We start from the raw sequence: 26,464 nt of genomic DNA on the forward strand, positions 1-26,464 counted from the left end.
CGATGGTTCCGAGCGGAAGCCTTGTAATTGCGGCGGGTTTTGCCAGCGAAAGGGGCAAGCGCCCCGACAATCAGGACTTTGCGGCGATCTATGAAGGGACGCCCCTTGAACGCATGAACCATGGCATTGTCGCTGCGGTGGCCGACGGCGTCGGCGGCGCCAAGGGCGGGCGTGTGGCGGCGGAACTTGCCGTCCGCTCCCTGATCGACGGCTACTATGCCCAGCCCGATACGATCGGCGTCACCCAGGCCGCCGGCCGGGCCATCGACGGGTATAACCGCTGGCTCAACGCCCAGGGTCAGACCGACGCGCGGCTGGAGGGGGCCGCAACCACGCTGACGGCGGTTATCCTGCGGGGGCGGCGCGCCCATATACTGCATGCCGGAGACAGCCGCGCCTGGCATTATCGCGACGGCGTGCTCACCCGCCTGACCGACGATCATGTCCTGCCCCAGCCCGACCTTCGCCATGTGCTGTTCCGCGCCATCGGCATCGAAGCGCATGTCCGCCTCGACGAGCGCAGTCAGCCGCTTGCAGAGCATGACCGCATTCTGATCACCAGCGACGGGGTTCATGGCAGCCTTGGCGACAGGGCTCTGGCAAACCTTCTCGAACGGCGCGGTTCGGCGGAGGCGGATGCATCCGCCATCGTCCAGGCGGCGCTGGTGGCGGGAAGCCAGGACAATGCGACCGCCGTGCTGATCGACATCGTTTCGCTGCCCGCCCCGGATCAGGCGACCATCAGTTCCGTCGCGCAAACCCTGCCCGTCCTGCCGCCGCCCAGGGAGGGGGAGAGCGTCGACGGCTACCGGCTCGACCGGCTGTTGGGCGAGGGGCGCTACACCCGCATCTTCCTGGCGCGTGACGGGGAAAACGGGCCCGAGCTGGTGCTCAAATTTCCCAAGCCCGCCGTTCTCTCCGAAAGCGGTGCGCGCCTTGCCTTCACGCGCGAGGCGATTGTCGGCGCCCGGGTGCACAGCCCCTTCGTCGCCGAAGTGATCGACGTTCCGCGTGAAAGGCAAAGCAGGCTCTATGTCGCCATGCCCTTCTACCAGGGGGAGACGCTGGAGCAGCGGATCGGCCGCCACGCTCCAACTATCGCGGCGGGCGTGACCGTGGCGGCGCGGCTGACAAGGGGCGTGGCCGCGCTCCACCGGCTGAATATTGTGCACCGCGACATCAAGCCGGAAAATGTGATCCTGACCGAGGACAGCGGCTTGAGGCTCATCGACCTCGGCGTGGCACGGCTTCCGCGAATCGAGGAGTTCGAAGCGCGGGAGATTCCCGGCACGCCGAGCTACATGGCGCCCGAACTTTATGATGGGGAGCTTGGCAGCGAGGGATCCGATCAATTTGCCCTGGGCGTCACGCTCTACCGCCTGTTCACAGGCCGCTATCCCTATGGCGAGGTAGAGGCGTTCAGCCGTCCCAAATTCGGCAGGCCGGTTCCGCCGTCCCGCTATCGTCCCGACATGCCCGCCTGGCTCGAATCGGCCCTCCTTCGCGCGATCGCGGTGAAGCCGGACGAACGGTTCGGCGATGTTGTGGAGCTGCTCAGAACGCTGGAAGACGGCGGTACACGGGCCATTGGTGCTCCGCAGCCCCGCTCGCTTTACGAGCGCAATCCGCTGCGTTTCTGGCAGGCCATATCCGCGCTGCTGTTCATCGCGCTGATGTTCGCGCTGGCCAGCCGCTGACAGGGGCGATTGCCCCTCAGCCAATGGATATTCAAACTGGAAGACTCGCTTCCGCACGTACATTCACCTCCGACAGTTAGGCTCGATGTGGGGGGCGAAAGGCCCCCGACAGCGCCGTTGCTGCCGATTGAGAATGCCGCACCCTTGAGGCGGCCACGAATTTCATGATGACCGCAGCGTCGTTGCTGCGATGCAACAGGATTAAATCGAAGCGGCCCCAATGTCAATCTCGGCGATGGTTCTTGCTGCCGATCAGCAGGAGATCCGTTACCCAGCCGGAACCTTCGCCAATATATGCGGGTTGTTCCATGTAGATGCCGGGAGAAACGGAATGAAACGGTACGCCTATGCGTGGATCACAATCGCTTTCTTTTTGATTTCCATATTGGGGCATTGGATTTTCGGCTGGTACGCCTTTACCGAGGAGGCGGCGGAGCATGGCCAGAGGCCGGAATTCAACCAATATCTGGTGGAAATGGGCCGTGACACATTCGAAAACTGGCAATCGGAATTCTTGCAACTCCTCTGGCAGGTCGTGGGCCTAGCCTATTTTCTCTATGTGGGATCGCCTTCCTCGAAGGAAAATGATGACCGCCTTGAGGCCAAGGTCGATGAATTGTTGAAGTTCGCGGCCGGAGACAAGGCGGAGGAACTGATCAGCCAACTGGACCACCGTTATCTGCGAACCCACGGCCATGCCAAGCCGCATGGGTATGAGGCATGACAGGCAGTCCGCTTTCAGAGCGCTCGCAATGCCCGGGAAGGCGGTACAGACATCAGGGGCAGTGAGCCGAGAAGGCCGATCCCCAGCGTCATGATCGCGCCTGCCGCAAGGGTTCCAAACACTATCCACCAGTCCGGCGCCCAGCCGAACTCGAAAATGCGCGCGATCACATACCAGGCGGCGAACATCCCGAGCGTCAGCGAGACCGCCGCCAGCACGATGGCCAGAATCACATATTCCAGTGCCTGGGCTCCCAGGATCTGGAGACGCGTCGCGCCCAGAATCTTCATGACGACGCTATCGTAGCTCCGCGCTTGACGGGATGCAGCGATGGCTCCGATCAATACCGCTATGCCTGCCAGAATGGCCACGGAGGCCGCCGCGACGATAGCGCCCGACATCTGGCGGAGCAGCGTGCTCACCTGCGTGACGATCTCGCTCACCGCGATGACCGAGACAGAAGGGAAGGCCGTCAGCAATGCCCGCTGCACGGTGGCGTCGCGGCTCTTGTCCATGGTGATGGTGGCGGCCAGACTGTGGGGCGCCGTTTTGAGCGTATTGGGCGAAAAGACAAGGATATAGTTGAAGCCCATTGTGTCCCAGTTGACTTGCCGCAGCGATGCTATCCGGGCCTCGATCTCCCGCCCGAGCACGCTCACCGTGAGCGTGTCGCCAAGGCGGAGGCCCATGATCCTTGCGGCTTCCCTGTCCAGCGACACAAGCGGCGGTCCCTTATAGTCGCGGGGCCACCATTGGCCTTCCACCAGATCGCTCCCCTCCGGCAGCACATCGCTATAGGTGACGCCCCTTTCGCCGCGGAGGAACCAGGCGCCCTCGGGCAGTTCCTGAAGGTCGGCGACCCGCTGTCCGCCATAGGCCACAATCGTCCCCCGCAGCGCCGGAACGATATTGAGCTCGGCTCCGGGCGCGCGGGTTTCGACCAGTTGGCGGAAACGCGCTTCCTGCTCTGCCGGAATGTCGAGCACGAACTGGTTCGGCGCGCGCTCTGGCACGGTGCGCTGGATCTCCGCGTCAAGGCTGGTCTGCACGCCTGCAAGCGTGACGAACAGCGTCAGTGCCAGGCCAAGTGCAATCACCAGCGCAGGGGTCTGCGACCCTGGACGGTAGAGGCTGGCGATGGCCAGCCGCCAGAGCGGCCGCCTGGGGCTCGGAAGGCGCGTGGCTATCCACCTGACGGCCAAGCCAAGACCAAAAAGGAGCAGCAGCACCGCTGCCGTAGCGCCGAGCACTGTGGCCGAGAAAAGCGGCTCGTCCGTTGTGCCGATTGCAAGGCCCGCCACGGCGGCGAGAGCGGCGGCGCTTCCCGCAAGGCTGCGCCAGCCGGCACGCGCCCGGCGCTCCACGAGCGCCCGGAACAGGGCCGCTGCGGGTTCCGTCCGGGCCCGCCCAAGCGGAGGCAGGGTGAAGACAAGCGCGATCAGGAGGCCGTAGGCAGCACTTGTCAGCAGTGGCAGTGGATGAACATTGAAGCCCGGCTGGACCGGCAACACATCGCCCGCCAGCCAGATGATGGCGGGAGGCAGCAGCGCGCCCAGCACCAGACCGCAGCCGATGGCGAGCAATGTGACCGTGCCGATCTGCAACAGATAGATGCGCGCAATATCGGCCGAGGTCGCGCCGAGCACCTTGAAGGTCGCGATGCTGCTTCGCTTCTGTGTCAAATAGGAGGACACGCCATTGCTGACGCCGATTCCAGCAATGAGCAGCGCGGTAAGGCCGATCAGCGAGAGAAACTGCCCCATCCGCTCAAAGAAGCGATTGGCGCCCGGCGCGGCGCGGTCGCGGTCCTTGAACTCCCATCCGGCGGAGGGAAACTGGCTTTCCAACATCTCGCGCCGCTGCCGTGCATCTTCGCCAGGGCGCAGCTTGATGCGATATTTGCTTTCGAAAAGGCTGCCGGGCTGGATCAGCCCTGTGCGGCGGAGACCCTCCATCGACGTGATGGCGACGGGACCCAGGGTGAAGCCTTCGCCGACCCGGTCCGGCTCTTCGGCAATTACGCCGCGAATGAGGAAAAGGGCGTTGCCGTAACGCAGGCGGTCGCCGGTATGGAGGCCGAGCCGGTCGATCAGGGACTGGCCGACGACCAGCTCGTCCGGTCTCAATGAGCCTTTGAGCGCGCCTTGCTGAAGCAGGAGCGAGCCGTAGAGCGGATAAGCAGCGTCCACGCCCTTCAATTCCGTCAGTACGGCGGGCGGTGCGTCCCCGCCTTGGCCAATGCGCTGCGCCATCGCGCCCATCCGAATCGTTTCGCTGACCTGCCCCGCACGGCGCAGCCCAGCCTTCTCTGCTTCGCTCGCCTCGCGCTGCATCATGGCGACTTCGATGTCGCCGCCCAGCAGGGCGCGTCCTCGCTCGGACAGCTCGCCGGTGATGGAAGCGGTCAAGCTGCCGATGGCCGCCAGCGTCGCCACGCCCAGGAACAGACAGATGAACAGCAGCCGCAAGCCCCGGAAATTGGCGTGCAGGTCACGGCGCGCAATGGGCCAGCAGGCCCGCCAGCCAAGCGCCTTCACTGCAGGCGGTCCGAAATGATCCGGCCGTCGCGCATCTGCACGATCCGGTCGCACCGCTCCGCGAGCGAAGGGTCATGGGTGATGATCACCAGCGTCGCGCTGGCCGCCGCCTGCCGTTCGAACAGCAGGTCGATGATGGTTGCCCCAGTGGAGCCGTCCAGATTGCCGGTTGGCTCGTCGGCAAAGATGATGTCCGGCCCCGGCGCCACGGCCCTGGCAATCGCCACGCGCTGCTGTTCGCCGCCCGAAAGCTGCGCTGGATAGTGCCGCAGACGATGGCCAAGGCCGACCGCCCGAAGCTCCGTCTCCGCTCGCGCGAAGGCGTTGTGAAAGCCCGCAAGCTCCAGCGGAACTGCCACATTTTCAAGGGCGGTCATGGTCGGCAGCAAGTGAAAGGATTGCAGCACGATGCCGAGGCGGCCCCGCCGCGCGCGGGCAAGATCGTCCTCGTCAAGGCCGCCGAAGTCGAGCCCCGCCACGATGATTTCGCCGCCGCTCGCCCTTTCGAGCCCCGAAAGCGTGGCCATCAGCGAGGACTTGCCGGATCCAGAGGCGCCCAGAATGGCAAGGCTCTCCCCCCGCATGATGTCGAGGTCGATGCCGCGCAATATCTCCACCGGCGCATCCCGAGTGCCGAGGGAAAGCGTGACATTGCGGGCACGGATCGCGATAGTGGACTGGTCGGTTGTGCCATGCATGAGGGAAGGACGCTCCTTGGCCGGAAAGATATTATATTATGCGCTCGCGCTGCTCTCTGCCCAATTGGTGGCGGCCTGCTCGGATGACAAGCCCGCCGCCGACCGGACCAAAGCCGAACAGGCGGCGGCTGCGAAGCCTGAACCGGCCGCAAGGCAACATGCGAAGCTGATCGTCGCGTTTGGCGACAGCCTTTATGCGGGATATCGGCTGAATCAGGGAGAAGGCTTCGCGCCGGAACTGCAGCGCGCGCTGATTGCCCAAGGCGTTGACGCATCGGTGCATAATGCGGGCGTTTCCGGCGATACGAGCGCTGCGGGATTGCAGCGGCTTGCCTTCACGCTCGACGGGCTTCCGCGCAAGCCCGACCTTGTGATTGTCGGCCTTGGCGGCAACGATATGCTGCGCGGCATTAGCCCCAGCGAGACCCGGGCCAATCTGGACGCGATCCTGGCTGAACTCGACAAGCGGGAAATCCCGGCGGTCCTGACCGGCATGCTGGCCGCGCCCAATCTGGGCAAGGATTATGCGGAGGCTTTCAACGCCATTTACCCCGATCTCGCCCGGAAACATGACGTGCCGCTCTATCCCTTTTTCCTGAAAGATGTGGTGGGCAGGCGGAATTTGATGCTGGAAGATGGCATCCATCCCAATGCTCAGGGGGTCGATCTGATCGTGCAGCATGTGGCGCCAGTCGTGGCGGGCAGGCTTGCAGGGGCCGTGGCACAAGCAGGGAGTTGACAATTCTTTCGTCATTCGCGCGAAGACGGAATCCATCTCCGGGCGTAAAATCAAGCGGATAGCTCAGGAAATGCACCGCCGTCGCCGCCGGGATAACGGCACGAGGGAATCTCGCGATGATCTCTTGAAGCTGGTCAGGCGTGCATCGGGCGGAGCTGCAATATGTCCGCGTCGCGGGCCATCAGGTTTCTGATGGCCTGAAGCGCTGCATTCCGCATCAGCGGCTTGTTCACCAGCGGCGCCTGGCGGAAAGCTTCGGGCAGCGCGTCCGCACCATAGCCAGTGACAAAGGCAAAGGGCTTGCCTCGGCGGGTCAGGGCCGATGCCACCTCGTCCACCGGCTCGCCCCCGAGGTTAGCGTCAAGCAGCGCCGCGTCAAATTCGGTCTCGCTGATCAGCCGCAGGGCTTCGGGCACCGAGACGGCGGTTCCGACGACAATGCAGCCTGCTTCCTCCAGCGTATCGGACATGTCCATCGCAATGAGCGGCTCATCTTCGATCAGCAGCACGCGCGCTTTGCGAAGCGACCCTTCCGGCGGCCGGGGCGCAACCGAAGCCCGGGCGGGGGACAGTGAATTGCGGGAGAGCATAGGTGCCGTCTGACGGTCGGGAAGCGGCAGCATGATGTCGCATTCCAGCCCTTGTGACCTGTACCGTATGGAAACGTCGCCGCCGTCCGCCGCCAAGCTTCTTTCGATGAGCGTGGTGCCAAACCCCCGCTCCGTGGGTGCGGCGACTTCCGGGCCGCCGCTTTCCTTCCACCACAGCAGCAACTGCCGCCCTCCTTCCGAGCGGACTTCCCAATCGATGGAGAGCCGTCCCTCCGGTACTGACAGCGCGCCATATTTGCGCGCGTTGGTGCCAAGCTCATGCAGCACCAGGGCGAGATGCAGCGCCGGCTGAGGCTCCAGTTGAACGGATGGCCCGCTGAAGGAAATGCGGCTGTCCTCTACCCCGTCAACCAGCAACTGGTCCCGGATCAGCGGCAGCATGGACGCACCCTGCCAAGCGCTTTGGGTCAACAGGCTGTGGGCATGCGCGAGCGCCTGGATGCGCCCGGAAAACACTTCCGCAAATCTCGCGGGCGACCGGCTGTTCCGGGCCATCTGGTTGGCGATCGACTGGACGGTCGCCAGGGTGTTTTTGACCCGGTGATTGAGCTCCTGCATCAGCAGGCATTGCATCTCCTCCGCGCGCTTTCGTTCGGTGATGTCGCGCGCTACCTTGGAGGCGCCGATGATACGGCCTGTCTTGTCGTGAACGGGCGAGACGGTCAGCGATACATGGACACGCTCTCCGCCCTTTGTGACCCTCTGGGTCTCGAAATGTTCGATCCGCTCGCCGCGGCGCAGCCGAGCAAGGATCTCTTCCTCTTCTGCATGGAGTTCGGGCGGAATGATCTTCAGGATCGGCTGGCCGATCATCTCTTCGGGTTCATAGCCAAAAAGGCGAGTGGCGCCCGCATTCCACGACCGGACGCGGCCGTCCAGCGTCTTGCTGACGATGGCGTCCTGGGACGAGGAGACGATCGCTGCCAGATGGGCCGATTCCACCTCGGCTGCGTGCCGGTCCGTGATGTCGATCAGCATGTTCACGGCTCCCGTCATTTCACCATCGGCATCGAACAGGGGAGTCGGCCATGGAGCGAAGCGTACCTGGCTTCCGTCGGGCCGCTCGGCAATGGCTTCCTCCCCGCGGACAGGCGATCTTTCCCTGATCGTCATCGCCATTGGACATTCATTATGGGGCAGGGGGGTTCCATCCGGCCGGTACAGCTTCCAGGTGACGCACCATTCGTCACTCAGCAGCGTTGGCGTCCGGCCTGAAAAATCAACGCAGGCATGGTTATAATAGGTGATCCGGCCCTGAGGATCGGTCATGTAAACCGCAGCCGGCAATGTGTTCAGCACGTCGCGAAAATATTGCTCGCTGCGGCGGGTGCGTTCCTCCGCCATCACCAGATCGGCAGTGCGGCTTTCCAGCGCTTCCCGCGCCCGCGTCAGGTCGGAAATATCCTGGAAGCAGTTTATGGCGCCCGCAAGCTGTCCCTGCTCATCGAACAGTGGGTCGATATTGACGAGCACCAGAAGGCGTTCGCCATTGGGTTTTTCAATGACAATATGCCGGTCCCGGATGGGCTTTCCCGTGCGCAGCACTTCGGCCATCGGTGCCTGCTCCGGCGCCATCGGTTCGCCAGAGGGGGTGAAAAGCTGCTTAGCAGGATTGAAGCGACGGACCGGATCTCCAATTCGGGGCTCCAGGCCCCAAAGCTCGGTTGCGCGGCTGTTATAATGGCGGATGATGCCGTCCCGGTCGCAGCAAAATACCCCGATTGGCAGGGAATCAAGAAATACCGGATTGCTTATCGCCCGTTCAAAGGCTTGTCTGGCGCTATCTGAAGGCATCGCCATGTTTTGCTTCATAAAACATCCCTGCACCTCTCCGATATGCAAGAATGACTGAAGACGGGCAGAGTTCCGTCCCGGAACCGACCGTGCGGAACCGGACAGTCGAGGCGGGCATTATAGCGGCTTGGAATCTCATCTGGCGGGCGGACGGAAAGATCATGCCGAAGACCTGGACGGCCTTGTCGCTGTGGTCCGATATGTGGACAAGCGGAATGAATTTGACCGCCGCGGGACTGAAGTTCGGGGAGATGATGGGTGCGTCGGCCCATGTCTTCGGCAGCCGCTGCGGATCGATAGCGGAAGTTGCTCGTAATCCGCTGGAAGGCGACTATGCTGAACTCGGGCGCATGGTTCCCGAAAAAGTCGACGCATTTTCTCGAGCAGGCCGGTCTGCTCTTGCCGATCTTTACGCGATTCACACCGGTGCCATTGCCAATTGGATGCAGCTTGGGACCATCATGGCGGCGGGCCGGCTTCCCACCTCGGCAGAGGCCGCCCGCATGACCGGGCGTTCGTCGCGCTTGGGCTCGCGGGCCGCGGCGTCGGCTGGAAAAGCCCTGGCGCCAGTGCACCGGCGCGCGACCGCCAATGCGAAGCGGCTCAGGCGCAAGAAGCGCGCCTGACGCCTTACCCTCCCGGTAAATAAGACGGATCGAAGGAACGAAGCCATTACCTCCGGCTTTTTTTGAGCAAGCGGGCGGCCAACCGGAGGATAAGGAAATGCCCACCAGGAAATTGGATGCGATCGCGATGCTGAAAGAGGACCACCGCAAGGTGGAGGAGCTTTTCGAACAGTTCGAAAAGGCCAAGGGCGATGATCGCAAGAAGAAGCTGGCAGAAGAAATCTGCATGGAACTGATCATCCACACGATGATAGAAGAAGAAATCTTCTATCCCGCGCTGCGCGGCAAGATCGAGGGCGATACGCTGGACGAGGCCTATGTCGAGCATGACGGAGCGAAGTTGCTGGTCGCGGAATTGCTGCAGGGCGATCCATCGGCCGACTTCTTCGATGCGAAGGTGACGGTCCTGTCGGAAGAGATCAAACATCATGTGAAGGAAGAAGAGCGGCCCTCAAGCGGCATGTTCGCGCAGGCACGGGCCGCCGATGTGGACTTGGCGGGGCTTGGAGAACGGCTCAAGGAACGCAAGCAAATGTTGAAGGCCGAATTCCAGTCCAAGGGTTTGCCAACCCCTGTCACACGCTCGCTGAGTGGGGCATCCCTGGAATTCGGACAGCCGGTAGCCGCCATGGCATGAAGGCCGCGATATGACCGCGTCCTGACAAAGAAGCCCGCCATTCCGGTATCTCCGGAATGGCGGGACTGCTCGACGGACCCTCGGCAGCCGCTTCGGACGGGCTCGTCATAATTCCTTAGCATTAGCCACTTTGCCCTGACCCTAGCACCCCAATATCTTTTGCCCAGCCGCGGCGAAAACGGGAATATCGGCTCCCCAGAGAACGGCAGGGTTCCGCAATTTCGCTGCTCAGTCTCGGCCCGCCTTGTCGATTTAACATCAGGACTGAAGTGGGGAGCAGGCAGTGAGCGGAATCCAGAAGAACAGTCATATGCCGCACGGGGGGCATCAGGAACGGCCTGGTCGTTATTTCGCGCGTGGGGGCGCGGCTGCGGAGGGGTGGGGGCGATGACCGCACTGGAACTGGAATTGCCTGGCAGACAGGCGGGGCGGCACAAGGAGGGGGGCGATAGCGTGCGTGTCCTGCTGGTTGATCCCTCCCCCTTGAGCAGAAGCTGCCTTCTCGCCGGCTTTGGCGAAAACCAGGCCATATCGATCACCGGCTGCGGCCATGTCGAAGATTTGCAGCAGGACCCCTTTCCGGAAGGCGATCCTGACGTGGTGATCCTCCAGGCCGGGGGGCAGGATATTGCGTCCAGGGAGTTTGGCGACCGCCTGAGGGCGCTGACGCAGCGCTTCCCCGGCGCCGCCACAATGCTGCTGTCGGGGCCGGAAGATATCGGCCAGATGCTGGCGGGGCTTCAGCTTGGGGTGGGTGCCTATATCACTGGCGACATCGCGCTGGCGCCCACCATCGCCGCGCTGCAGCTCATGCGGGAGGGGCTCATCATCTATCCGCGCGCAACCCTTAATGGGCTGCACGGGAATATGGGTCCGCTGTCCAGGAACACGGCGCTTCCCGACAGCCTGGAAATGCGCTCCACCGACACAGCACTCACCCCCAGGCAACTGGATGTGCTTCGCCTTCTGGCGCGGGGGCTGTCAAACAAGGCCATAGCGACTGAACTGGACATCAGCGAAAGCACGGTGAAGGTCCACATCCGCGCCATCATGGAACGGACCGGCATGCTCAACCGCACCCAGATCGTGGCCCACTTCTTCCGTGAATGGCATTAGGGGTGTCGAGATTCAGGTGATGCCTGCCTGAATCTCGACACGCCAATCCCCAAATATGCAAGGCGAACGGTATTATTTCAGGCTCTTCGCTCGGGGCGGAACGAGTCTACCACAGATCGATGCCAGCATCGCTACGGAGCGAGCTTCAATGAAGCCCGCTCCAATTGCATCATGCAGCGCAATCCGAGAGGAGCTCGAAGCTGTTCTCGTCGTCGTTGAGAACGGTACGATCCTTGGGCTGCGCGACAAGGTGCGTCTCAAGGCCCCGCTTGACGGCCCAGATCGCTGCCTGCGTGCGGTTCGACACCCGCAGCTTGCGAAGAATGGCCTTCACATGGACCTTCACGGTCGCCTCACTGATGTCCAGGCGCCGGGAAATGACCTTGTTGGCATAGCCAAGGATCAGGCATCTCAGAATCTCCACTTCCCGGTCGGAAAGGTTCACGTCTGCGATGCTTTCCCGCCAGTTGCGCCGTGGCATGGCTCCATTGCCATTGGCCAGCGTGCCGGCGAGCTGCGAAGGCATGACCTTTTCGCCCATCGAGACGAGATGCAGCGAGCTGATGAGCGGCTCGCAAGAAATCTCCTTGACGATATAACCGTCAACCCCGGAGCGAAAGGCTTCCGCCACTTCGTCATATTCGAACTCGTCCGCAAGCAGGACGAGCCGGGAGCCGGGAAAGCGCTGCTGCAGCTTGCGGCAGTTTTCCAGTCCGAACTGATCTGGTCCGTTATCGATAATGATAATGTGGCTGCGAGCGCCGTTCTGGTCATTGGCCGGTGCGCTAAGTTGCGTGGAATCTTCTACTGAAGCGATTACCTGGAAATTTTCTTCCGTGAGAATCCGCCGCAAACCTTCGCGCACTATTTCGTTCCGTCCCAAAAGGGACACTTGTATATCGTGAGTCACAGCTTACCCCTCTTCTGCAATCGACAGCAAAACGAGGCGACCCAAATTTACGAAAATTCCCCGCTGGTCGGTGGAAACCAGAAGGAAAGAGACTTGCATCATGCCAATGTGGCGCGAGTTGTTCTCGTCATCACAAGGATAGGGTTATATCATCATTTACCACTTTGCGCAGCTTCAAACGAATTAGCCATAAAGGCGTGTCCCGGAATGCGCCACTGAATGCTGCGCTGCGGAAAAGCAAAGGCTTTCCATAAACTTATACCTAGTCTCGTTCCGTACTCGTAACTTATTCAGTACGACAAAGGTATTAGACCACCAATCTTTCGGCCGTCCAAATTTCCCCCGATGGAGCACTTCGGCGGGATAATCTTACCCGATTCGGACAGGACAGCGATTCTCTTTCTCCGGCCGGACCTTGTTCATTGATCCCCCTTCATCACCAGAATGGCACGACATATCCCTCAAGCGGGCAGCAGCCATAGCCAAGCGGGCTGAGGCGGGGTTTAGGTATGATGGCTGCTTGGGCAAATTCATCTGCTTCTTGCCTGCGCTACATATCAGATTGGTCTTTGCCGCATAGCATGCAGCCGGCCAGCGATGGAGAAGGATCAAGGGTGTCGCACGACGGCATTTCATCATTAATGAGCTGTAGATCTCAGAGCGCGGCCCTATGAGCGGGCTCCACATTCTTCCGCAATTCATTCTCCTTGGCGCCGTCAAGGCGGCAACGACCTGGTTGGCATTCCAGTTGCGCCACAATCCAGCGCTCTACCTGCCTCATGTAGAGCCGCATTTCTTCAGCAGTCAATTTTCCCGCGGCTTTGTCTGGTACAGCCAATTTTTCAGGGATGCGGGACCGGCTCAACGGCCGGGAGAAAAATCGTCGGATTACTTTGCGCATCCCGATGCGGCCCGGCGCATCGCGGACCTGCTGCCCGATGTCCCCCTGATCGTGCAGCTCCGTAATCCGGTCGACCGGGCCTATTCCGAATACCGGATGCAGTATCGTCACGGACGCATCGAGGGGCCTCCCGAGGAATATCTGATGCCTTCAGCCACAGCTCTGCCGCCGATGCTGGAGTCGGGTCTCTATTTCCAGCACCTCAAGCGCTGGCTGAACCATTTTCCCCGCGAACAGATCAAGATCTTGCTTTACGACGATGTTCGGGAACGGCCCGTATGGGTCGTGGAGGAGGTCTGCGCCCATATCCGCGTCCCCTTCCATTTCACCGAAAGCCGCCGGGAACGCGAACAGGCGCATGAGCATGCCGCCCATGCACAGCGGCTTCAGAAGCTTCTCGCTCCCATCCGGCAGGCAGTGAGGCCCTTGCATGGCAATCGCCTGTTCGAAGCAGCGCGGAGCAAGCTGAACCGCTCCACCGGCCATTGTCCTTCCCTTCACCCCGCCCTGCGGACACATCTGGAAGACTTTTATGCTCCCGAGGTCGAACGGCTAGGCAAGCTGATCCGCCGCGATCTGTCCCATTGGCTGCCCGTTGCGCGGCAGGCAGCATGAAAGAGGGATCAAAAGCGCCAATTAGGGGTTTGTGCTGCTTCGTGGATCATCCTGACGTCGGGAAAATGGGGGAATCCACCGATTGAGACACCCGAAAGGGGTTGAAGGTCATGCCGGAATCGCCAAAGCTCCGGCTAGTTCCTTTGGGTAGGGTAGGGAGCAGTTTTGTGGGAGCACGCTATGATTGAACTGGGGCGGATATGCCGGAAGCTGATTCAACAGCTAATGCTGACCATCGCAGCCGTGGGCATATTGACCGGATGTGCCACGGGAGGTTCGGCGGCGGATATGCCGGGGTCCTCGGCATCCACGCCGCAGTCGACGCTCTACCGGCTCGATGCTGGTGACGAGGTGCGCATCACTGCCTATGGGCTTGATGCGCTCAATAATGTTTACGTGGTAAGCGACAGCGGTGTGATCTCCCTGCCGCTCATCGATAATGTCCAGGCTCGCGGCAAGACCGTTGGCGAACTGCAGTCGGACATCGCCAAAGTCCTTTTTGAAAGGCAGATCCTGCGCTCTCCCAGCGTGAATGTGCAGGTCACCAAATACCGGCCCTTCTACATATTGGGCGAAGTGAAAAGCCCTGGCGAATATCCCTACCGGCCCGGCATGTCGGTGTTGACCGCCGTGTCGATGGCGGGCGGCTTCACTTTCCGTGCCGACCAGAAAAGCATGACGATAACACGTGTGATCGAAGGTCGCGGCATTACTGGAAAAGCGAGGGAAAATACGCCTGTACTCCCCGGCGATACTATCCGTATCAAGGAAAGTTGGTTCTAGGCAGCGTGATTTAACGCTGGTTTTTTCCTTATGCACATATCATTACTATGGTAGTGCACCTGAGCGGGGGCACGAAATCAGAACGCTTCAGGGAGTTTACCATCATGCAAAAGCAACGTGGGATTGCCACTGGATCGCTGTGGCCGGTACTGGCTGCGGTAGCGGGTGTCGCCGGGCCGGTAACGCCAGCCCTCGCGCAATTGGAACCGGACAATTTCAAGGCCGAACGGGAGATGCCGGAGGGTTATGAGCCCCGCACCATTCGTTCCGGCAATCTGATAATCCGGCCGGAACTCGACGTTACCGGCTATTATGACAACAATATTTATGCCGAGGAAAGCGGGAAGGATAACGACGTCGTCATCCATGCGGTGCCGCGCATCGCGTTCGACCTCGATAATCAGAAAATGGCATGGACCACGCAGGGCTTTGTGGCGCTGCGACGGTATATTGACCATAGCGAGGAAAACAGCACCACTTTCGGCGCCATGTCGCGCCTGGTCGCGCGCCCGTCGGAGCAGATGCAGTTCGGCGGTTCGGCCCGCTTCGTCCGGTCCGCGGAAGAACGCGGCGATCCTGAAGCGCGGACGGATACAAGCGTCGGGCCTCGCATCTACAATGATTATGGGGGCGACCTGTTTGCCGGCTTCCGTGGATCGCGGCTCGGCGTGCATGTCAGGGGCGAAGTCGAAAAGCGGGACTATCGCAGTTCGGAAGACAATGAACGTGACCGGACCACCTATACCGGCACCGTCCGGGGACTTTACCGCGTCTCGGGCTTCATCAATGCCTTCGCCCAGGGTCAGGTCCGGCGCCGCGATTATAGGCTGGGCATAGCCGAGCTTGGCATCGACCGCGATTCCACCAATGTCAGCGCCACCGCCGGTCTGCAGATCGATCCGGGCGGGAAACTGCGGGGCGATATTTATGCCGGCGCCTTCTGGTTCAATCCCGACGACAATCTGCTGCGCAAGGACACTGGCGTGGAGTTCGGCGCGGGGCTGAACTATGAACTGACGCCACGGACGGAAATCGAGTTTACCGGCTTCAGGGGCGATGTCGCGACCGTGCAGCCTGGCGTCACCGGCCGTACCGATACCCGGCTCAGGCTGGGTGTCGTGCAGGAAATCCGGCACAATATCCACTTCAATGGCGGCGTCGAATATCGGGACACCCGCTATCGCGGCATTTCCGACATTGATCAGGACCGCGTGATCGTCGACGGCGAGCTCGAATATCTGATGAACCGGCTCATCGCCCTTGCCGTGGTGGGCCGCTATACTGGCCGTCAAAGCCAGGTGGAGGGCGAGGATTACAACCGCTGGCAAGTGGGTCTGGCGGCGCGCCTCAAATATTGAACCACCGGACGGGGTTGTCCACCTGATGTGCCACCCCAACATCTTGACGGACCTTGTGATCCGTTCATAGCCAGTATGTTGCTCCCTGACGGACGCTGTGCCAGCCGTGCCGCCGTCGGGGAGCCAACTGGAGGACCTTATCAATGACGATCATCGTGACCGGCGCCGCCGGCTTCATCGGACATGCCGTTGCTCACCGGCTGCTCGACCGGGGGGAAACGGTGATCGGGGTCGATAATTTCAACGACTATTATGATCCTTCGTTGAAGGAAGCGCGGGCTGCGACCCTTGTGGAGCGCCCAGCTTTCACCATGGAACGCATGGACATTGCTGATGCCCCGGCGATGGCCGCGCTGATACGGGACAATGGCGTTCGCCGCGTAGTTCATCTCGCGGCGCAGGCAGGCGTGCGCTACAGCCTCGAAAATCCCTTTGCCTATGAGAAATCAAATCTCGCCGGTCATTTGTCGGTGCTCGAAGCCTGCCGCCATGCCGAAGGGTTCGAGCATCTGGTCTATGCCTCGTCAAGTTCGGTTTACGGCGACAAGCCGCTGGGCGGCGAGGGCTTTACGGAGGACGAGCCCGCAGCAAGCCCGGTTTCCCTTTATGCCGCAACCAAGCGCGCGTGCGAGTTGATGAGCGCGGCCTATGCCAATCTTTATGGTTTTCCGCAGACGGGCCTACGTTTCTTCACCGTCTATGGGCCTTGGGGCCGCCCTGACATGGCCTATTTCAGCTTCACGCAGAAGATCATGGCCGGGCAGCCGATCGAGGTTTACGGCGAAGGCAAGATGGCACGGGACTTCACCTATATCGACGACATTGTCGATGGCGTGGTGGGGGCGCTCGACAATCCGCCGGAACGGTCGACCCAGCGCATATTGAACATCGGCGACAGCCATCCTGTGGGCCTGATGGACATGATTTCCACCCTTGAAAAGGCGCTTGGCCGCACAGCGGAAAAGGTCATGCGGCCGATGCAGCCGGGGGACGTGACGGCGACCTATGCCGATGTTTCGCAGCTTCATGGCCTGACCGGCTATCGCCCCAAGGTGATGCTGGAGGAGGGGCTTCATCGCTTTGCCGACTGGTATCGCAGCTATTACGGACAGGGTTGAGCCTTTTCAGTGTTCCCATAATGTTCTAAATGTCCGCGCATGAACGGACATAATATGGGACTCGACGGCTATCTGGCGAATGCCGGCAATCCGATGGCCGACGGCACGGCGGGCGCAGTCACTCGCGGGATCATGCGGCTTTTCCACCGGCATGATATTTTCGGCATGGCTGAGGTGCCCCTGCCCAATGGGCGCAGGGCCGACGTCATGGCGGTGGATGGCAAGGGCCATATCCTGATCGTGGAGATCAAGTGCAGCCGCCAGGATCTGCTGGGTGATGCCAAGTGGACGGACTATCTGGACTTTTGCGACCGTTATTTCTGGGCGGTGCCCGCGGGGTTCGACCTGATGCTGTTCGAGGGCGAAAATCTGCTTCCCGGCCGGACGGGCCTTATCTGCGCTGATCAATATGATGCAGAGATCATCCGCCCGGCGCCGACGCAGCCACTGGCCGCCGCTCGGCGAAAGGCGGAAATATTGCGCTTCGGGCGGAGGGCGTCCCGGCGGCTGATGGCAATGGCCGATCCTGATTATATCAGGGAATTCACGGCTACATGACGGCTCAGGACGTCTTGAGATTCAGGTGATGCCGCCCTAGCCCGCTTATTTGGGCCCCTGTATCTCTCCGGTCCCTTGCGCAGGCTTGGACGTGTCAAGCGCCGCCAATATCGCGGGAGTGCGAGCATCGCGCTTGGCATAGTCCCGGGCCGACATGCCGGCCATGGTGTCTGCCTTGTCCGGGTTCGCGCCATTGGAGACCAGCAGCCGGACCATGGCCAGGTCGCGAAGCTGCACCGCACGTATCAACGGAGTTTCGCCTCGCTCATTGGCCTTGTCGACCTGCGCTCCTCCGGTCAGGAGCAACCGCGCTCCGTCCAGGAAGCGTATCTGCGCGGCCAGCATCAGCGGTGTCGTGCCATTATTGTCGGTCAGGTTGGGCTTTGCGCCCTTCGCCAGCATGAAATTGACCCAGACCGGGTCCCGCCGCGCGACCACGATGTGCAGCGCGGTTTCGCCCGAGCTGCTGTCGCGCGTGTTGATGACGGTCGTGCCCGGCTGGTCGACAAATTCGGTAACTTTGGCGCCGTCGCGATCCCGGACGGCCTTGAGGAAATTATAGCTGTCGGAGAACTGCGCCTGCGCCAGGGAGGGCACCAGCAGAGCCGCAGCGAGGGCAAGCCCAACCGCGCGTCTGGAGAATGAACGCCTACCACTTCCACCAATCATGTCTGCCACCCTGTTCATTCCAAGCGGAATCGATTGAATTTCGCTGCCTAGCAAGGCATGGCTGGCTATGCCATGAACAATGCCCTTATTTCCATCGCCATTCTTTCTGTTCTGCCGCTAACCGCTTGTGGTGGCTCATCCCAACCGGGAAAGGACAATGGCCGTCCCCCGCTTGAGGGCGCCAGCATCGGCGGCCCGTTCACCCTTGTGGACCAGAATGGAAAGAAGGTTTCCTACAGCGACTTCGACGGCAAATATCGTTTGGTCTATTTCGGCTATACCTATTGCCCCGACATCTGTCCGCTCGACCTGCAAAAGCTGATGCAGGGCTATCGCTTGCTGGAAAAGGAGAACCCTGACCGGGCGGCGAAGGTGCAACCGATCTTCATCACCATTGACCCCGAACGCGACACGCAGACGGTGGTAAGAAATTATGTCACCGCCTTTCATCCAAAACTGGTCGGCCTCACCGGTACCCCACAGGAAATTGCGGATGTCGCGAAGGAATTCGCAGTTTATTATGCGAAGGATGGAAAAGGTGGCGGCAACGAATATCTCATGAACCACAGCCGTACTCCTTATCTGATGGGGCCGGACGGGAAACCGATCGCCATCCTGCCGACGGACCAGCCGGGTACGGAGGCGGACGAAGGTTCGCCCCAGCTCGTGCTCGCCGAACTGGATCATTGGGTGAAATGACCGAGACCCCATTCTGGGAAAGACCGCTCAAGGAGCTCGACCGGGCCCAGTGGGAAGCTCTTTGCGACGGATGCGGAAAATGCTGCCTGCACAAGATCGAGGATGAGGATAGCGGGCGCATCTATCCGACCAACGTCGCCTGCAAGCTGCTCGACCGGCACAGCGCCCGCTGCGCCGATTATCGCAGGCGGCATGCCTTCGTGCCGGACTGCCTCCGCCTCACGCTCACCCGTCTGAAAGACATCACATGGCTGCCGGAAAGTTGCGCCTACAAATTACGAGCCGCTGGCAAACCGCTTCCTTCCTGGCATTATCTGATCTGTGGCGACCCCGAAGCAGTCCACCGGGCGGGGCAGTCGATTCGGGGATGGACAGTATCGGAGATTGAGGCGGGCGATCTGGAAAATCATGTGGTGGAACGGGAACTCTGACGATCGGCTGACCATAGGGGGCGTTGCCTATCCGCTGAAGGTAAGGCGGCACGCGCGCACCCGCGCTTTCCGCCTTTCGGTCGATCCTGCTAAGGGAGAAATTCGCCTGGGCCTGCCGCCCGGTGTGAGCCTGCGCAAGGCCATCAAATGGGCGGGGGAGCAGCAGGACTGGCTGGAGCGCCAACTGGCCACGGCACCAAGCACCATCCTTCTCGTACCCGATGCCGTGTTCCCGCTGGAGGGCAGGGAAGTGCGCATCGACTGGTCGCCCAAGCGGCCACGGAAGGTGGTGCGGCACGCCGATTGCCTGCAACTCGGCGGCCCGTTTGACTCGATCTCGCCGCGCCTGCTCCGCTGGCTGAGGGAATTGGCGAGGGAAACCCTGGTACGTGAAACGGAAGAATATGCGGGAACGGCAGGGTTGAACCTTGGCACGGTTAGCGTGGGTGATCCTCGGTCACGCTGGGGAAGCTGCTCCTCCAACGGCAATATCCGTTATAGCTGGCGGCTGATCTGCGCGCCGCCATTCGTGCGGCAGGCAACGGTTGCGCATGAAGTCGCTCACCTTGCCCATATGGACCACAGCGCAGCATTTCATGCGAAACATGCGGAAATCTATGGAGGGGACCCCCGGCCCGCCCGGAAATGGCTGCGGCAGAATGGGGCCATGCTGCACCGGATCGGCGTGTAGCGGATCAAGCGGGAATGCGGCCCCGGAACAGGCCTTCGACCGTCTCGATGAACTTCATGACCGATATGGGCTTTGACACATAGGCCTCTGCACCGGCCTCGCGTATGCGTTCCTCATCGCCCTTGCCGGCATAGGCGGTCACCGCCATGATCGGGACAGGCGAGAGCGCTTCGTCCTTCTTCAGTGCTTCGATCAGTTCCAGTCCGCTCACATGCGGCAATTGGATGTCCATGATGACCAGGTCAGGGGAAAAACTGCGGGCACGTTCCACGACCTCGCGCCCATCGCGCACCGGCTCTGTCACATGTCCATGGGCACGCAACAAATCACAGAATAGCTTCAGGTTGAGTTCGTTATCCTCGACAACGAGAACTCTTTTTGCCACTTACAGTCCTTAAACAAATCACCCTACGCGCGGCATTGCCGCCCCCGCTGGATGTATCCGATGAAGCCGAAGAGTACAAACGCCGATGACCCGGAAATGGTTGCATTGGCGGCGCTTGGCTGGATCCTGGGCGATGACCGCCGGGCCGAAAGGCTGCTGTCCGTAACGGGAATGACGCCTGAGGGATTGCGGGCCGGCGTGAACGAGCGAGCGGTTCTGGGGGCCGTCCTTTCTTTCCTTTTGGGGCATGAGCCGGATCTTCTTGCCTGCGCGGAGGCAATGAACATGCGGCCCGAAGATCTCGCGGCAGCGGGGAGGGACCTTGAATGACCGCACCGAAGCCCCTGCTCGTTGTCGATTGCGACGAGGTGCTGCTCCACATGGTGGTGCCATTCCGGCAATGGCTGGATGAAGAGCATCATATCCATTTTGATTTCAACAGCGGTTTCGCTGAGGCATTGCGCCATAAGCAGACAGGGGAACTGGTCGCCAGCCCTCTGATCTGGCAGTTGCTGAACAGCTTTTTCCAGACGCAAATGCACCGCCAATATCCCATTGAGGGCGCTGCAGAAGCGCTGAACCTGCTGGGGGAGCAGGCAGACGTGGTCATCCTGACCAATATCGGCGAATTCACCACTGCAAGTGGCCGGACGGAGCAACTGCGCCGAGTGGGAATCGACTTTCCCGTCGTCGCCAACCGCGGTGGCAAGGGACGGCCGCTCGCGGGGCTGATAGACCAATACCGGCCAAGCCTTACCATCTTCGTTGATGATCTCGCCGAAAATCATGCTTCTGCCGCTCGCCATGCCTCATCCGCCTGGCGGCTGCACATGGTGGGAGAACCAGAGCTCGCCCCCAATATCCAGCCCAGCCCAGATGCCCATGCCCGCATCGATCGCTGGAGCGAGGCCAGGCGATGGGTGGAGGAAATCTTCGCCAAGGGTAAGCCTTTTTCGCAGTAGCACAATAGTTCTTGACCTCCATGGCCTCCTCATGTTTCTGCCGGGGCCATGACCATCGAAGAAAAAATTGCCGAGCTAGGTCTTTCCCTCCCGCAAGCGGCGGCTCCAGTGGCAGCCTATGTACCGGCGGTGGAGGCGGGCGGGCTGCTTCATATTTCCGGGCAACTGCCTTTCGACGATGGCGTGTTGATGACCGGCCGGTTGGGCGAGGACCGGGATCTGGAATTTGGCGTCAAGGCGGCGGAACGCTGCGGCTTGATGCTGATCGCCCAGATGAAGCAGGCGCTCGGCGATCTTTCCAGGATCGAGCGAATCGTGAAGCTCGGCGCCTTCGTGAGCAGCGCAGCGGACTTTACCGATCAGCCGAAGGTCGCCAATGGCGCTTCGGAACTGATGCAGAAGCTGTTCGGTGAAGCCGGGCGCCATGCCCGTAGCGCCGTTGGTGTGCCGGTTCTTCCGCTCGGTGCCGCCGTCGAGATTGACGCGATTGTCGCTGTTCGCCCGGCCTGACGCGATTTTCGCCCCTGCGCCCGACCAGGCGCGAGTGGCTTTCCTGTACGACCAGCCCTTCGCCCATCGCGGTCTCCATGGGCTCGGCCTTGTGGAAAACAGCCGTGCTGCCTTTGATGCGGCGCTGGCGGCGGGACATGGCTTTGAATGTGATGTCCAGGCGAGTGCCGATGGCATTCCCTTTGTCTTCCATGATTATGATCTTGACCGGCTGACGGCGGAGACGGGACCGGTCGCGGACCAGATGGCGGCCGTGCTCGACCATGTCCTGCTCACGGGCACGGACGAACATCTGCCGCGATTGACCGATATACTGGCGCAGGTTGCCGGACGTTCGCCGATCCTCATTGAAATCAAATCGCGGGACCGCAATATCACCGCCATCTGCCTTGGCGTCCGGCGGGCACTAGAAGGCTATAGGGGCAAGGCCGCCATCATGTCTTTCAACCCGATGGTCTTGGCATGGTTTGCGGCTCATGCGCCCCATATCGTGCGAGGGCTGGTGGTGAGCGAGGGGGACAAGGAGGGATTGAAGGGCCGGTGGGAAAGGACATTATCGCTCTGGCGCTCCCGGGCGGAATTCCTGGCCTACGACATCAGGGATCTGCCTTCCTCCTTTGCATCGCGCGCCCGAAGCCGGGGGCTGCCGCTACTGACCTGGACCGTCCGGGACGTAGGCCAGGAGCGGGTGGCTTTGCGTGAAGCGGATCAGATCATTTATGAGAAGAATGGCTGACGGACCAATTCATGGCTGACCGTGATCCTCACGAGATCATTGCCCGGATTGCCGAGGGCGTGGCGACAGTGCCCAAGGCGGACTGGGACGCCTGCGCCGGGATAGCCAATCCTTTCGTCTCTCATGACTTTTTGAGCGCCCTTGAGGATTCGGGCAGCGTCGGTCCCGGCACCGGCTGGCAGTCCGTTCCCATCGTCGTCGATGGCCCCGATGGCCGCATTGCTGCTGCTCTTCCCGCTTATGTGAAGAGCCACAGCAAGGGCGAATATGTGTTCGATCATGCCTGGGCCGATGCCTATATGCGCGCGGGCGGGCGCTATTATCCCAAGCTCCAGATCGCATCCCCCTTTTCGCCGGTGCCAGGCCCCAGGCTATTGATGCGGGATGCGGCGCTCGCTCCCGCCTTGCTTGCCGCCGCCGAAATGGTGGTGGGACAAAATGGATTGTCTTCCGCGCATGCGACCTTTGTGGAGCAGGCGCAATTGCCGCTGTTCGAAGCCGCCGGGTGGCTGATCCGGGAGGACAGCCAGTTCCACTGGACCAACAGGGACTATGCCTCCTTCGACGATTTCCTTGCCGATCTGTCGAGCCGCAAGCGCAAGGATATCCGCAAGGAAAGGGCAGCAGCAGTCGCAGGGCTGGACATCATTCATCTGACCGGAGCGGAGATCACTGAAGCCCATTGGGATATATTCTGGGAATTCTACCAGGATACAGGGTCGCGCAAATGGGGGCGGCCCTATCTGACACGATCCTGCTTTTCGCTGCTCGGGGAGCGGATGGCCGGCCGGTTGCTCCTCATTCTCGCGCTGAAAGCGGGTAAGCCTATTGCGGGGGCGCTCAACATGATTGGCGCCGACACGCTTTACGGCCGCTATTGGGGCTGCGTGGAGGACGTGCCGTTCCTCCATTTCGAGCTATGCTATTATCAGGCGATCGATATCGCCATCGCGCTTGGCCTCAAAAATGTGGAGGCGGGCGCCCAGGGCGGGCACAAGCTGGCGCGGGGCTATGGGCCGGTCCCGACCTATTCGGCACATTATATCGCCGATGCCGCTTTCCGTTCAGCGGTGGAAGATTTCTTGGCGCGCGAGCGAGAGGCGGCGGCCCAGGAACGGGGATGGCTGGCGGAAAGAACGCCTTTCCGCAAGGGGTGAGGGAGTGGATCGAAGCGGTCGTTAAACCGTCGCCCCGCGCAGGCAGGAGCCTCTGTCGCTTCAACCATGCCAGAGAGAAGCCGGGTCCCGGCCATCCAACGGACGACGGACATCGGGTCAGATGAAGGGTCTCACTCTACCCATTCCTGACCCGCCTCAGGCCGCGCGTCTGCCGGTCTCGTACAGCCAGGCGCGGGCCTGGCGCTGTGCTTCGGCGATTTCGCGGGCCGTCATTTCCTCGGAAATTTCGGCGCGGCAGGCCTGGCCTTCCTCACTGCCTGCAAGTGCGGCGAGATTGAACCATTTATGCGCCTGGACAAGATCGACCTCCCGGCCCGAGCCCGAGGAATAGGCGATGCCGAGTTCGAAATAAGCGTTGGGATCGCCGCGCGCCGCATCGGCAAGCCGGCTTTCAATCAGGAATGCAGCACTTTTGATACTGTTACCCATGACATGCAACCCTTCGGTTCTCTTCAGGGTCAACTTTTGAAGCACGGCTGTGAAAAAATGGTTAACGATCAAAATACCATGCGATCAGCCGTAATGGGGTACAGGTTACGGCTGCAAAATTATTTCGCCTTTACTTCAATATTGTCGATCAGTCTTGTTCGCCCGATCCTGGCAGCGGCCAGCAAACGGGCCGGTTGTTTCGCGTTCGACACCGGCTGCAACGTCGCCGCGTCCCGCAACTCCACATAGTCGATAGGATCAAAGCCCGCGGCCGCCAGCGAGGCCTTTGCCTTCTCTATCGCCTTGGCGGCATCTCCCCCCTTTTCGATTCGCGCTGCCGCCTGACCCAGGGCGCGGGGCAGCGCATGCGCGGCCTTGCGCTCCTCATCGGTCAGATAGGCATTGCGGGAGGAGAGAGCGAGCCCGTCCATGTCGCGCTGGGTCGGAACCCCGATAATGTCGATATCGAAGTTGAGATCGCGAACCATCCGGCGAATGACCGCGAGCTGCTGATAATCCTTTTCGCCAAAGACCGCGACATCGGGTTGGACCTGGTTGAAAAGCTTGGCGACGATTGTGGCGACTCCGTCGAAATGGCCCGGCCGCGCGCCCCCGCACAAGCCCTCGCTGATACCGCTCACCGAAATGGTGGTCGCGAAGCCGTCCGGATAGACCTCTTCCACGCTCGGCGTCCAGAGCAGGTCGCAACCGCGGTCGGTGAGCAGCTTGACATCCGTGCCCTCCCGCCGGGGATAGAGTTCCAGATCCTCATTGGCGCCAAACTGCTTCGGATTGACGAAGATCGAGGCCACCACATGATCCGCATGGGTCCGCGCTTCGTCGACAAGCGCCAGATGCCCCTCATGCAGCGCGCCCATGGTGGGCACCAGGGCGATCCTTCTCCGCCCGCCATTTCGCAAGTTGCTGACCGCTTCCCTGAGAAGCGCAAGTTCACGGATGATTTGCACGTTGATCAAGGCTCCGATAAGGGGCGGTCCATGCCCTGTGATGTTGCTATGCAGCGACAAGATGACAGGATCAAGATCGCGAATCGAACGGGGGAAGAGGCGGGATCATGCCGAACGGACAGCCGCATTATATCGTTTTCGCCAATGAAAAGGGCGGCACCGGCAAGTCGACCACGGCTGTGCATGTTGCAGTTGCGCTCACCATGCAGGGGCATAAGGTCGCCGTGCTGGATCTTGACCCGCGGCAGCGGACCGTCACCCGGTATCTGGAGAATCGTGAGGAAACGGTGCGCCGGCGGCAGATCGACCTGCCAACGCCAGTCTATGCCGTTCACCAGGGCGATGTTCTCGCTGAGCTTGAACAGCGGGTGGAATCGCTGGCGGAAGGAATGGATTTCCTGGTGGTGGATACGCCGGGACGGGATGACCGCTTCGCCAAATATATGGCGGCCCGGGCGCATACTCTGGTGACGCCCATGAACGACAGTTTCGTCGATTTCGATCTGATCGGCCAGGTGGACCCCGAAAATTTCAAGGTCCGGAAGCTGAGCTTTTATTCGGAACTGATCTGGGAAGCGCGCAAGACCAGGGCCAAGGTCGATGGGGTGACGATCGATTGGGTACTGCTCAGGAATCGCCTGCAGCATATCGAGGCGCGCAACATGCGCCGCGTCGGCGAGGCCCTGACTGAATTGTCCAAGCGCGTTGGTTTCCGGGTCATTCCGGGTCTTTCGGAACGCGTGATCTATCGCGAACTTTTCCCCTCCGGCCTTACGCTTCTCGACAAGGGCCATCTGGGCGAGCTGGGCGTCAGCCATATCGCCGCGCGGCAGGAATTGCGGGAAATGGTTTCCGGGCTGTCGCTGCCGCTGGCGACGGAGCATGGCCTTTTCTGATGAGTCTGCTTGTCCTTGCCGCCATAGCGCTTGCGGGCTGGATGTGGTGGACAGGCCGGCTGCAACGGGTGACAGGGCAGGATGCCGTGGCGATCGGCGTGGGATTGCTGGGCCTGATCCTGCTGGCCAAGGGAAAGCCGCTGCTGGGGGTTGCGCCCGCGCTGTTGACTGGGCTTTACGCGCTCTGGCGCTTTAATCGAGGCGAAAAGGAGCGTAAATCCCGTGAAATTCCGCCAGGACCGATGGATGTGGCAGAAGCGCGGGCTTTGCTCGGAGTCGATGAACACGCCGATGCGGAGGCAATCCGTGCAGCGCACAGGCGCTTGATTGCGCTAACCCACCCCGATCGGGGCGGCACAGAAGCATTAGCCCGCAAGATCAATGCGGCACGTGACGTGCTGTTGCGTCATCATGGCGAAAAATAGATGTCAGAATGAAGGTGTTCATCCAATGAGTGCTCCTGCGAAATGGGTGGCGTTATCTTCCAC

The 26,464-nt window shown here is 61.1% G+C and carries 29 protein-coding genes; 21 read left to right on the forward strand and 8 right to left on the reverse strand.

Annotated features, from left to right (window positions below; translation table 11 throughout):
• Nucleotides 1-2: 2 nt before the first annotated feature.
• Nucleotides 3-1,697: a bifunctional protein-serine/threonine kinase/phosphatase gene (locus VJS46_RS11985; RefSeq protein ID WP_324060290.1), complete on the forward strand. Its 1,695-nt coding sequence runs from the start codon at nucleotides 3-5 to the stop codon at nucleotides 1,695-1,697.
• Nucleotides 1,698-2,028: 331 nt separating this feature from the next.
• Nucleotides 2,029-2,421: a DUF6766 family protein gene (locus VJS46_RS11990; protein WP_324060291.1), complete on the forward strand. Its 393-nt coding sequence runs from the start codon at nucleotides 2,029-2,031 to the stop codon at nucleotides 2,419-2,421.
• Nucleotides 2,422-2,435: 14 nt separating this feature from the next.
• Here VJS46_RS11990 and VJS46_RS11995 read toward each other — a convergent pair whose 3' ends face one another.
• Both VJS46_RS11995 and VJS46_RS12000 read right to left on the reverse strand, forming a co-directional pair.
• Entirely contained in the window at nucleotides 2,436-4,958 is a 2,523-nt protein-coding gene (locus tag VJS46_RS11995) for an ABC transporter permease (RefSeq protein ID WP_324060292.1), read from the reverse strand.
• A complete protein-coding gene (locus VJS46_RS12000; RefSeq protein ID WP_324060293.1) occupies nucleotides 4,955-5,656 on the reverse strand; it encodes an ABC transporter ATP-binding protein in 702 nt (233 codons plus the stop codon). Before VJS46_RS12000 ends, VJS46_RS11995 begins: the two co-directional genes overlap by 4 nt.
• Here VJS46_RS12000 and VJS46_RS12005 point away from each other — a divergent pair.
• Nucleotides 5,655-6,395, forward strand: a complete 741-nt coding sequence (locus VJS46_RS12005; RefSeq protein WP_324060294.1) for an arylesterase — start codon at nucleotides 5,655-5,657, stop codon at nucleotides 6,393-6,395. The two genes, VJS46_RS12000 and VJS46_RS12005, sit on opposite strands and share 2 nt — an antisense overlap.
• A 134-nt stretch (nucleotides 6,396-6,529) precedes the next feature.
• Here VJS46_RS12005 and VJS46_RS12010 read toward each other — a convergent pair whose 3' ends face one another.
• Complete coding sequence (locus VJS46_RS12010; protein WP_324060295.1) at nucleotides 6,530-8,806, reverse strand: PAS domain S-box protein; 2,277 nt, start codon at nucleotides 8,804-8,806, stop codon at nucleotides 6,530-6,532.
• Nucleotides 8,807-8,850: 44 nt separating this feature from the next.
• On the opposite strand from VJS46_RS12010, the gene VJS46_RS12015 reads away from it, so the two are divergent.
• The 3 genes from VJS46_RS12015 to VJS46_RS12025 all read left to right on the forward strand — a co-directional run bounded on the left by VJS46_RS12015 (nucleotide 8,851) and on the right by VJS46_RS12025 (nucleotide 11,179).
• A complete protein-coding gene (locus VJS46_RS12015; protein ID WP_324060296.1) occupies nucleotides 8,851-9,426 on the forward strand; it encodes a hypothetical protein in 576 nt (191 codons plus the stop codon).
• A gap of 97 nt (nucleotides 9,427-9,523) precedes the next feature.
• Nucleotides 9,524-10,063, forward strand: a complete 540-nt coding sequence (locus VJS46_RS12020) for a hemerythrin domain-containing protein (protein ID WP_324060297.1) — start codon at nucleotides 9,524-9,526, stop codon at nucleotides 10,061-10,063.
• 387 nt (nucleotides 10,064-10,450) lie between these two features.
• On the forward strand, nucleotides 10,451-11,179 hold the full coding sequence (locus tag VJS46_RS12025) for a response regulator transcription factor (protein WP_324060298.1): 729 nt from the start codon (nucleotides 10,451-10,453) through the stop codon (nucleotides 11,177-11,179).
• A 169-nt stretch (nucleotides 11,180-11,348) separates the two neighbouring features.
• Here VJS46_RS12025 and VJS46_RS12030 read toward each other — a convergent pair whose 3' ends face one another.
• Nucleotides 11,349-12,044 carry a response regulator transcription factor gene (locus VJS46_RS12030; RefSeq protein WP_324060299.1) on the reverse strand — a complete coding sequence of 232 codons (696 nt, stop codon included), beginning with the start codon at nucleotides 12,042-12,044 and terminating at the stop codon, nucleotides 11,349-11,351.
• A gap of 715 nt (nucleotides 12,045-12,759) precedes the next feature.
• Between VJS46_RS12030 and VJS46_RS12035 the strand changes: the two genes are divergently transcribed.
• The 5 genes from VJS46_RS12035 to VJS46_RS12055 all read left to right on the forward strand — a co-directional run bounded on the left by VJS46_RS12035 (nucleotide 12,760) and on the right by VJS46_RS12055 (nucleotide 17,422).
• Nucleotides 12,760-13,605, forward strand: a complete 846-nt coding sequence (locus VJS46_RS12035) for a sulfotransferase domain-containing protein (protein ID WP_324060300.1) — start codon at nucleotides 12,760-12,762, stop codon at nucleotides 13,603-13,605.
• Nucleotides 13,606-13,830: 225 nt separating this feature from the next.
• Complete coding sequence (locus VJS46_RS12040; protein ID WP_324060301.1) at nucleotides 13,831-14,388, forward strand: polysaccharide biosynthesis/export family protein; 558 nt, start codon at nucleotides 13,831-13,833, stop codon at nucleotides 14,386-14,388.
• 104 nt (nucleotides 14,389-14,492) lie between these two features.
• The gene (locus VJS46_RS12045; RefSeq protein WP_324060302.1) at nucleotides 14,493-15,746 is read left to right on the forward strand and encodes an outer membrane beta-barrel protein; all 1,254 of its coding nucleotides are present in this window, start codon (nucleotides 14,493-14,495) and stop codon (nucleotides 15,744-15,746) included.
• A gap of 143 nt (nucleotides 15,747-15,889) precedes the next feature.
• Nucleotides 15,890-16,864: an NAD-dependent epimerase/dehydratase family protein gene (locus VJS46_RS12050; protein WP_324060303.1), complete on the forward strand. Its 975-nt coding sequence runs from the start codon at nucleotides 15,890-15,892 to the stop codon at nucleotides 16,862-16,864.
• A gap of 39 nt (nucleotides 16,865-16,903) precedes the next feature.
• Complete coding sequence (locus VJS46_RS12055; RefSeq protein ID WP_324060304.1) at nucleotides 16,904-17,422, forward strand: MmcB family DNA repair protein; 519 nt, start codon at nucleotides 16,904-16,906, stop codon at nucleotides 17,420-17,422.
• A gap of 45 nt (nucleotides 17,423-17,467) precedes the next feature.
• On the opposite strand, the gene VJS46_RS12060 is transcribed toward VJS46_RS12055, so the two are convergent.
• On the reverse strand, nucleotides 17,468-18,091 hold the full coding sequence (locus VJS46_RS12060; RefSeq protein ID WP_324060359.1) for an ankyrin repeat domain-containing protein: 624 nt from the start codon (nucleotides 18,089-18,091) through the stop codon (nucleotides 17,468-17,470).
• A 72-nt stretch (nucleotides 18,092-18,163) separates the two neighbouring features.
• On the opposite strand from VJS46_RS12060, the gene VJS46_RS12065 reads away from it, so the two are divergent.
• From VJS46_RS12065 to VJS46_RS12075, 3 genes are read left to right on the forward strand one after another with little or no spacing between them, the layout of a single operon-like run.
• Nucleotides 18,164-18,790: an SCO family protein gene (locus tag VJS46_RS12065; RefSeq protein ID WP_324060305.1), complete on the forward strand. Its 627-nt coding sequence runs from the start codon at nucleotides 18,164-18,166 to the stop codon at nucleotides 18,788-18,790.
• Nucleotides 18,787-19,221, forward strand: a complete 435-nt coding sequence (locus VJS46_RS12070; protein WP_324060306.1) for a YcgN family cysteine cluster protein — start codon at nucleotides 18,787-18,789, stop codon at nucleotides 19,219-19,221. The genes VJS46_RS12065 and VJS46_RS12070 overlap by 4 nt, the downstream gene beginning before the upstream one ends.
• Entirely contained in the window at nucleotides 19,199-19,912 is a 714-nt protein-coding gene (locus VJS46_RS12075) for a M48 family metallopeptidase (protein WP_324060307.1), read from the forward strand. Before VJS46_RS12070 ends, VJS46_RS12075 begins: the two co-directional genes overlap by 23 nt.
• Before the next feature lie 4 nt (nucleotides 19,913-19,916).
• Here VJS46_RS12075 and VJS46_RS12080 read toward each other — a convergent pair whose 3' ends face one another.
• Entirely contained in the window at nucleotides 19,917-20,297 is a 381-nt protein-coding gene (locus VJS46_RS12080) for a response regulator (RefSeq protein ID WP_324060308.1), read from the reverse strand.
• Between the two features lie 60 nt (nucleotides 20,298-20,357).
• Between VJS46_RS12080 and VJS46_RS12085 the strand changes: the two genes are divergently transcribed.
• Genes VJS46_RS12085 through VJS46_RS12105 form a run of 5 tightly spaced genes read left to right on the forward strand, consistent with a single transcriptional unit; the run spans nucleotide 20,358 to nucleotide 23,662 of the window.
• Entirely contained in the window at nucleotides 20,358-20,627 is a 270-nt protein-coding gene (locus tag VJS46_RS12085; protein ID WP_324060309.1) for a DUF3572 domain-containing protein, read from the forward strand.
• A complete protein-coding gene (locus tag VJS46_RS12090; RefSeq protein WP_324060310.1) occupies nucleotides 20,624-21,259 on the forward strand; it encodes an HAD family hydrolase in 636 nt (211 codons plus the stop codon). Before VJS46_RS12085 ends, VJS46_RS12090 begins: the two co-directional genes overlap by 4 nt.
• Before the next feature lie 48 nt (nucleotides 21,260-21,307).
• A complete protein-coding gene (locus VJS46_RS12095; protein WP_324060311.1) occupies nucleotides 21,308-21,769 on the forward strand; it encodes a RidA family protein in 462 nt (153 codons plus the stop codon).
• Entirely contained in the window at nucleotides 21,738-22,505 is a 768-nt protein-coding gene (locus VJS46_RS12100; protein ID WP_324060312.1) for a glycerophosphodiester phosphodiesterase family protein, read from the forward strand. The genes VJS46_RS12095 and VJS46_RS12100 overlap by 32 nt, the downstream gene beginning before the upstream one ends.
• A gap of 11 nt (nucleotides 22,506-22,516) precedes the next feature.
• Entirely contained in the window at nucleotides 22,517-23,662 is a 1,146-nt protein-coding gene (locus tag VJS46_RS12105) for a GNAT family N-acetyltransferase (RefSeq protein WP_324060313.1), read from the forward strand.
• Between the two features lie 156 nt (nucleotides 23,663-23,818).
• Here the strand turns inward: VJS46_RS12105 and VJS46_RS12110 are convergent, their stop codons facing one another.
• Both VJS46_RS12110 and panC read right to left on the reverse strand, forming a co-directional pair.
• Nucleotides 23,819-24,112: a hypothetical protein gene (locus VJS46_RS12110; protein WP_324060314.1), complete on the reverse strand. Its 294-nt coding sequence runs from the start codon at nucleotides 24,110-24,112 to the stop codon at nucleotides 23,819-23,821.
• Nucleotides 24,113-24,231: 119 nt separating this feature from the next.
• Nucleotides 24,232-25,080, reverse strand: a complete 849-nt coding sequence (panC, locus tag VJS46_RS12115) for a pantoate--beta-alanine ligase (protein ID WP_324060315.1) — start codon at nucleotides 25,078-25,080, stop codon at nucleotides 24,232-24,234.
• 107 nt (nucleotides 25,081-25,187) lie between these two features.
• Between panC and VJS46_RS12120 the strand changes: the two genes are divergently transcribed.
• Both VJS46_RS12120 and VJS46_RS12125 read left to right on the forward strand, forming a co-directional pair.
• A complete protein-coding gene (locus VJS46_RS12120; RefSeq protein WP_324060316.1) occupies nucleotides 25,188-25,976 on the forward strand; it encodes a division plane positioning ATPase MipZ in 789 nt (262 codons plus the stop codon).
• Complete coding sequence (locus VJS46_RS12125; RefSeq protein WP_324060317.1) at nucleotides 25,976-26,401, forward strand: J domain-containing protein; 426 nt, start codon at nucleotides 25,976-25,978, stop codon at nucleotides 26,399-26,401. Before VJS46_RS12120 ends, VJS46_RS12125 begins: the two co-directional genes overlap by 1 nt.
• Nucleotides 26,402-26,464 lie beyond the last annotated feature (63 nt).

It is taken from the genome of Rhizorhapis sp., assembly GCF_035276005.1.
Lineage (GTDB): Bacteria > Pseudomonadota > Alphaproteobacteria > Sphingomonadales > Sphingomonadaceae > Rhizorhapis.

What these genes read in the sequence shown, in the direction of transcription:
- VJS46_RS12090 (WP_324060310.1), top strand. Translation starts at nt 20,624, where the DNA reads ATGACCGCACCGAAGCCCCTGCTCGTTGTCGATTGCGACGAGGTGCTG.
- VJS46_RS12015 (WP_324060296.1), top strand. Translation starts at nt 8,851, where the DNA reads ATGACTGAAGACGGGCAGAGTTCCGTCCCGGAACCGACCGTGCGGAAC.
- VJS46_RS12070 (WP_324060306.1), top strand. Translation starts at nt 18,787, where the DNA reads ATGACCGAGACCCCATTCTGGGAAAGACCGCTCAAGGAGCTCGACCGG.
- VJS46_RS12125 (WP_324060317.1), top strand. Translation starts at nt 25,976, where the DNA reads ATGAGTCTGCTTGTCCTTGCCGCCATAGCGCTTGCGGGCTGGATGTGG.
- VJS46_RS12005 (WP_324060294.1), top strand. Translation starts at nt 5,655, where the DNA reads ATGAGGGAAGGACGCTCCTTGGCCGGAAAGATATTATATTATGCGCTC.
- VJS46_RS11990 (WP_324060291.1), top strand. Translation starts at nt 2,029, where the DNA reads ATGAAACGGTACGCCTATGCGTGGATCACAATCGCTTTCTTTTTGATT.
- VJS46_RS12025 (WP_324060298.1), top strand. Translation starts at nt 10,451, where the DNA reads ATGACCGCACTGGAACTGGAATTGCCTGGCAGACAGGCGGGGCGGCAC.
- VJS46_RS11985 (WP_324060290.1), top strand. Translation starts at nt 3, where the DNA reads ATGGTTCCGAGCGGAAGCCTTGTAATTGCGGCGGGTTTTGCCAGCGAA.
- VJS46_RS12060 (WP_324060359.1), bottom strand. Translation starts at nt 18,091, where the DNA reads ATGATTGGTGGAAGTGGTAGGCGTTCATTCTCCAGACGCGCGGTTGGG.
- VJS46_RS12035 (WP_324060300.1), top strand. Translation starts at nt 12,760, where the DNA reads ATGAGCGGGCTCCACATTCTTCCGCAATTCATTCTCCTTGGCGCCGTC.
- VJS46_RS12120 (WP_324060316.1), top strand. Translation starts at nt 25,188, where the DNA reads ATGCCGAACGGACAGCCGCATTATATCGTTTTCGCCAATGAAAAGGGC.
- VJS46_RS12110 (WP_324060314.1), bottom strand. Translation starts at nt 24,112, where the DNA reads ATGGGTAACAGTATCAAAAGTGCTGCATTCCTGATTGAAAGCCGGCTT.
- VJS46_RS12085 (WP_324060309.1), top strand. Translation starts at nt 20,358, where the DNA reads ATGAAGCCGAAGAGTACAAACGCCGATGACCCGGAAATGGTTGCATTG.
- VJS46_RS12050 (WP_324060303.1), top strand. Translation starts at nt 15,890, where the DNA reads ATGACGATCATCGTGACCGGCGCCGCCGGCTTCATCGGACATGCCGTT.
- VJS46_RS12040 (WP_324060301.1), top strand. Translation starts at nt 13,831, where the DNA reads ATGCTGACCATCGCAGCCGTGGGCATATTGACCGGATGTGCCACGGGA.
- VJS46_RS12065 (WP_324060305.1), top strand. Translation starts at nt 18,164, where the DNA reads ATGAACAATGCCCTTATTTCCATCGCCATTCTTTCTGTTCTGCCGCTA.
- VJS46_RS12055 (WP_324060304.1), top strand. Translation starts at nt 16,904, where the DNA reads ATGAACGGACATAATATGGGACTCGACGGCTATCTGGCGAATGCCGGC.
- VJS46_RS12075 (WP_324060307.1), top strand. Translation starts at nt 19,199, where the DNA reads ATGTGGTGGAACGGGAACTCTGACGATCGGCTGACCATAGGGGGCGTT.
- VJS46_RS12095 (WP_324060311.1), top strand. Translation starts at nt 21,308, where the DNA reads ATGACCATCGAAGAAAAAATTGCCGAGCTAGGTCTTTCCCTCCCGCAA.
- VJS46_RS12020 (WP_324060297.1), top strand. Translation starts at nt 9,524, where the DNA reads ATGCCCACCAGGAAATTGGATGCGATCGCGATGCTGAAAGAGGACCAC.
- VJS46_RS12000 (WP_324060293.1), bottom strand. Translation starts at nt 5,656, where the DNA reads ATGCATGGCACAACCGACCAGTCCACTATCGCGATCCGTGCCCGCAAT.
- VJS46_RS12010 (WP_324060295.1), bottom strand. Translation starts at nt 8,806, where the DNA reads ATGGCGATGCCTTCAGATAGCGCCAGACAAGCCTTTGAACGGGCGATA.
- VJS46_RS12105 (WP_324060313.1), top strand. Translation starts at nt 22,517, where the DNA reads ATGGCTGACCGTGATCCTCACGAGATCATTGCCCGGATTGCCGAGGGC.
- VJS46_RS12045 (WP_324060302.1), top strand. Translation starts at nt 14,493, where the DNA reads ATGCAAAAGCAACGTGGGATTGCCACTGGATCGCTGTGGCCGGTACTG.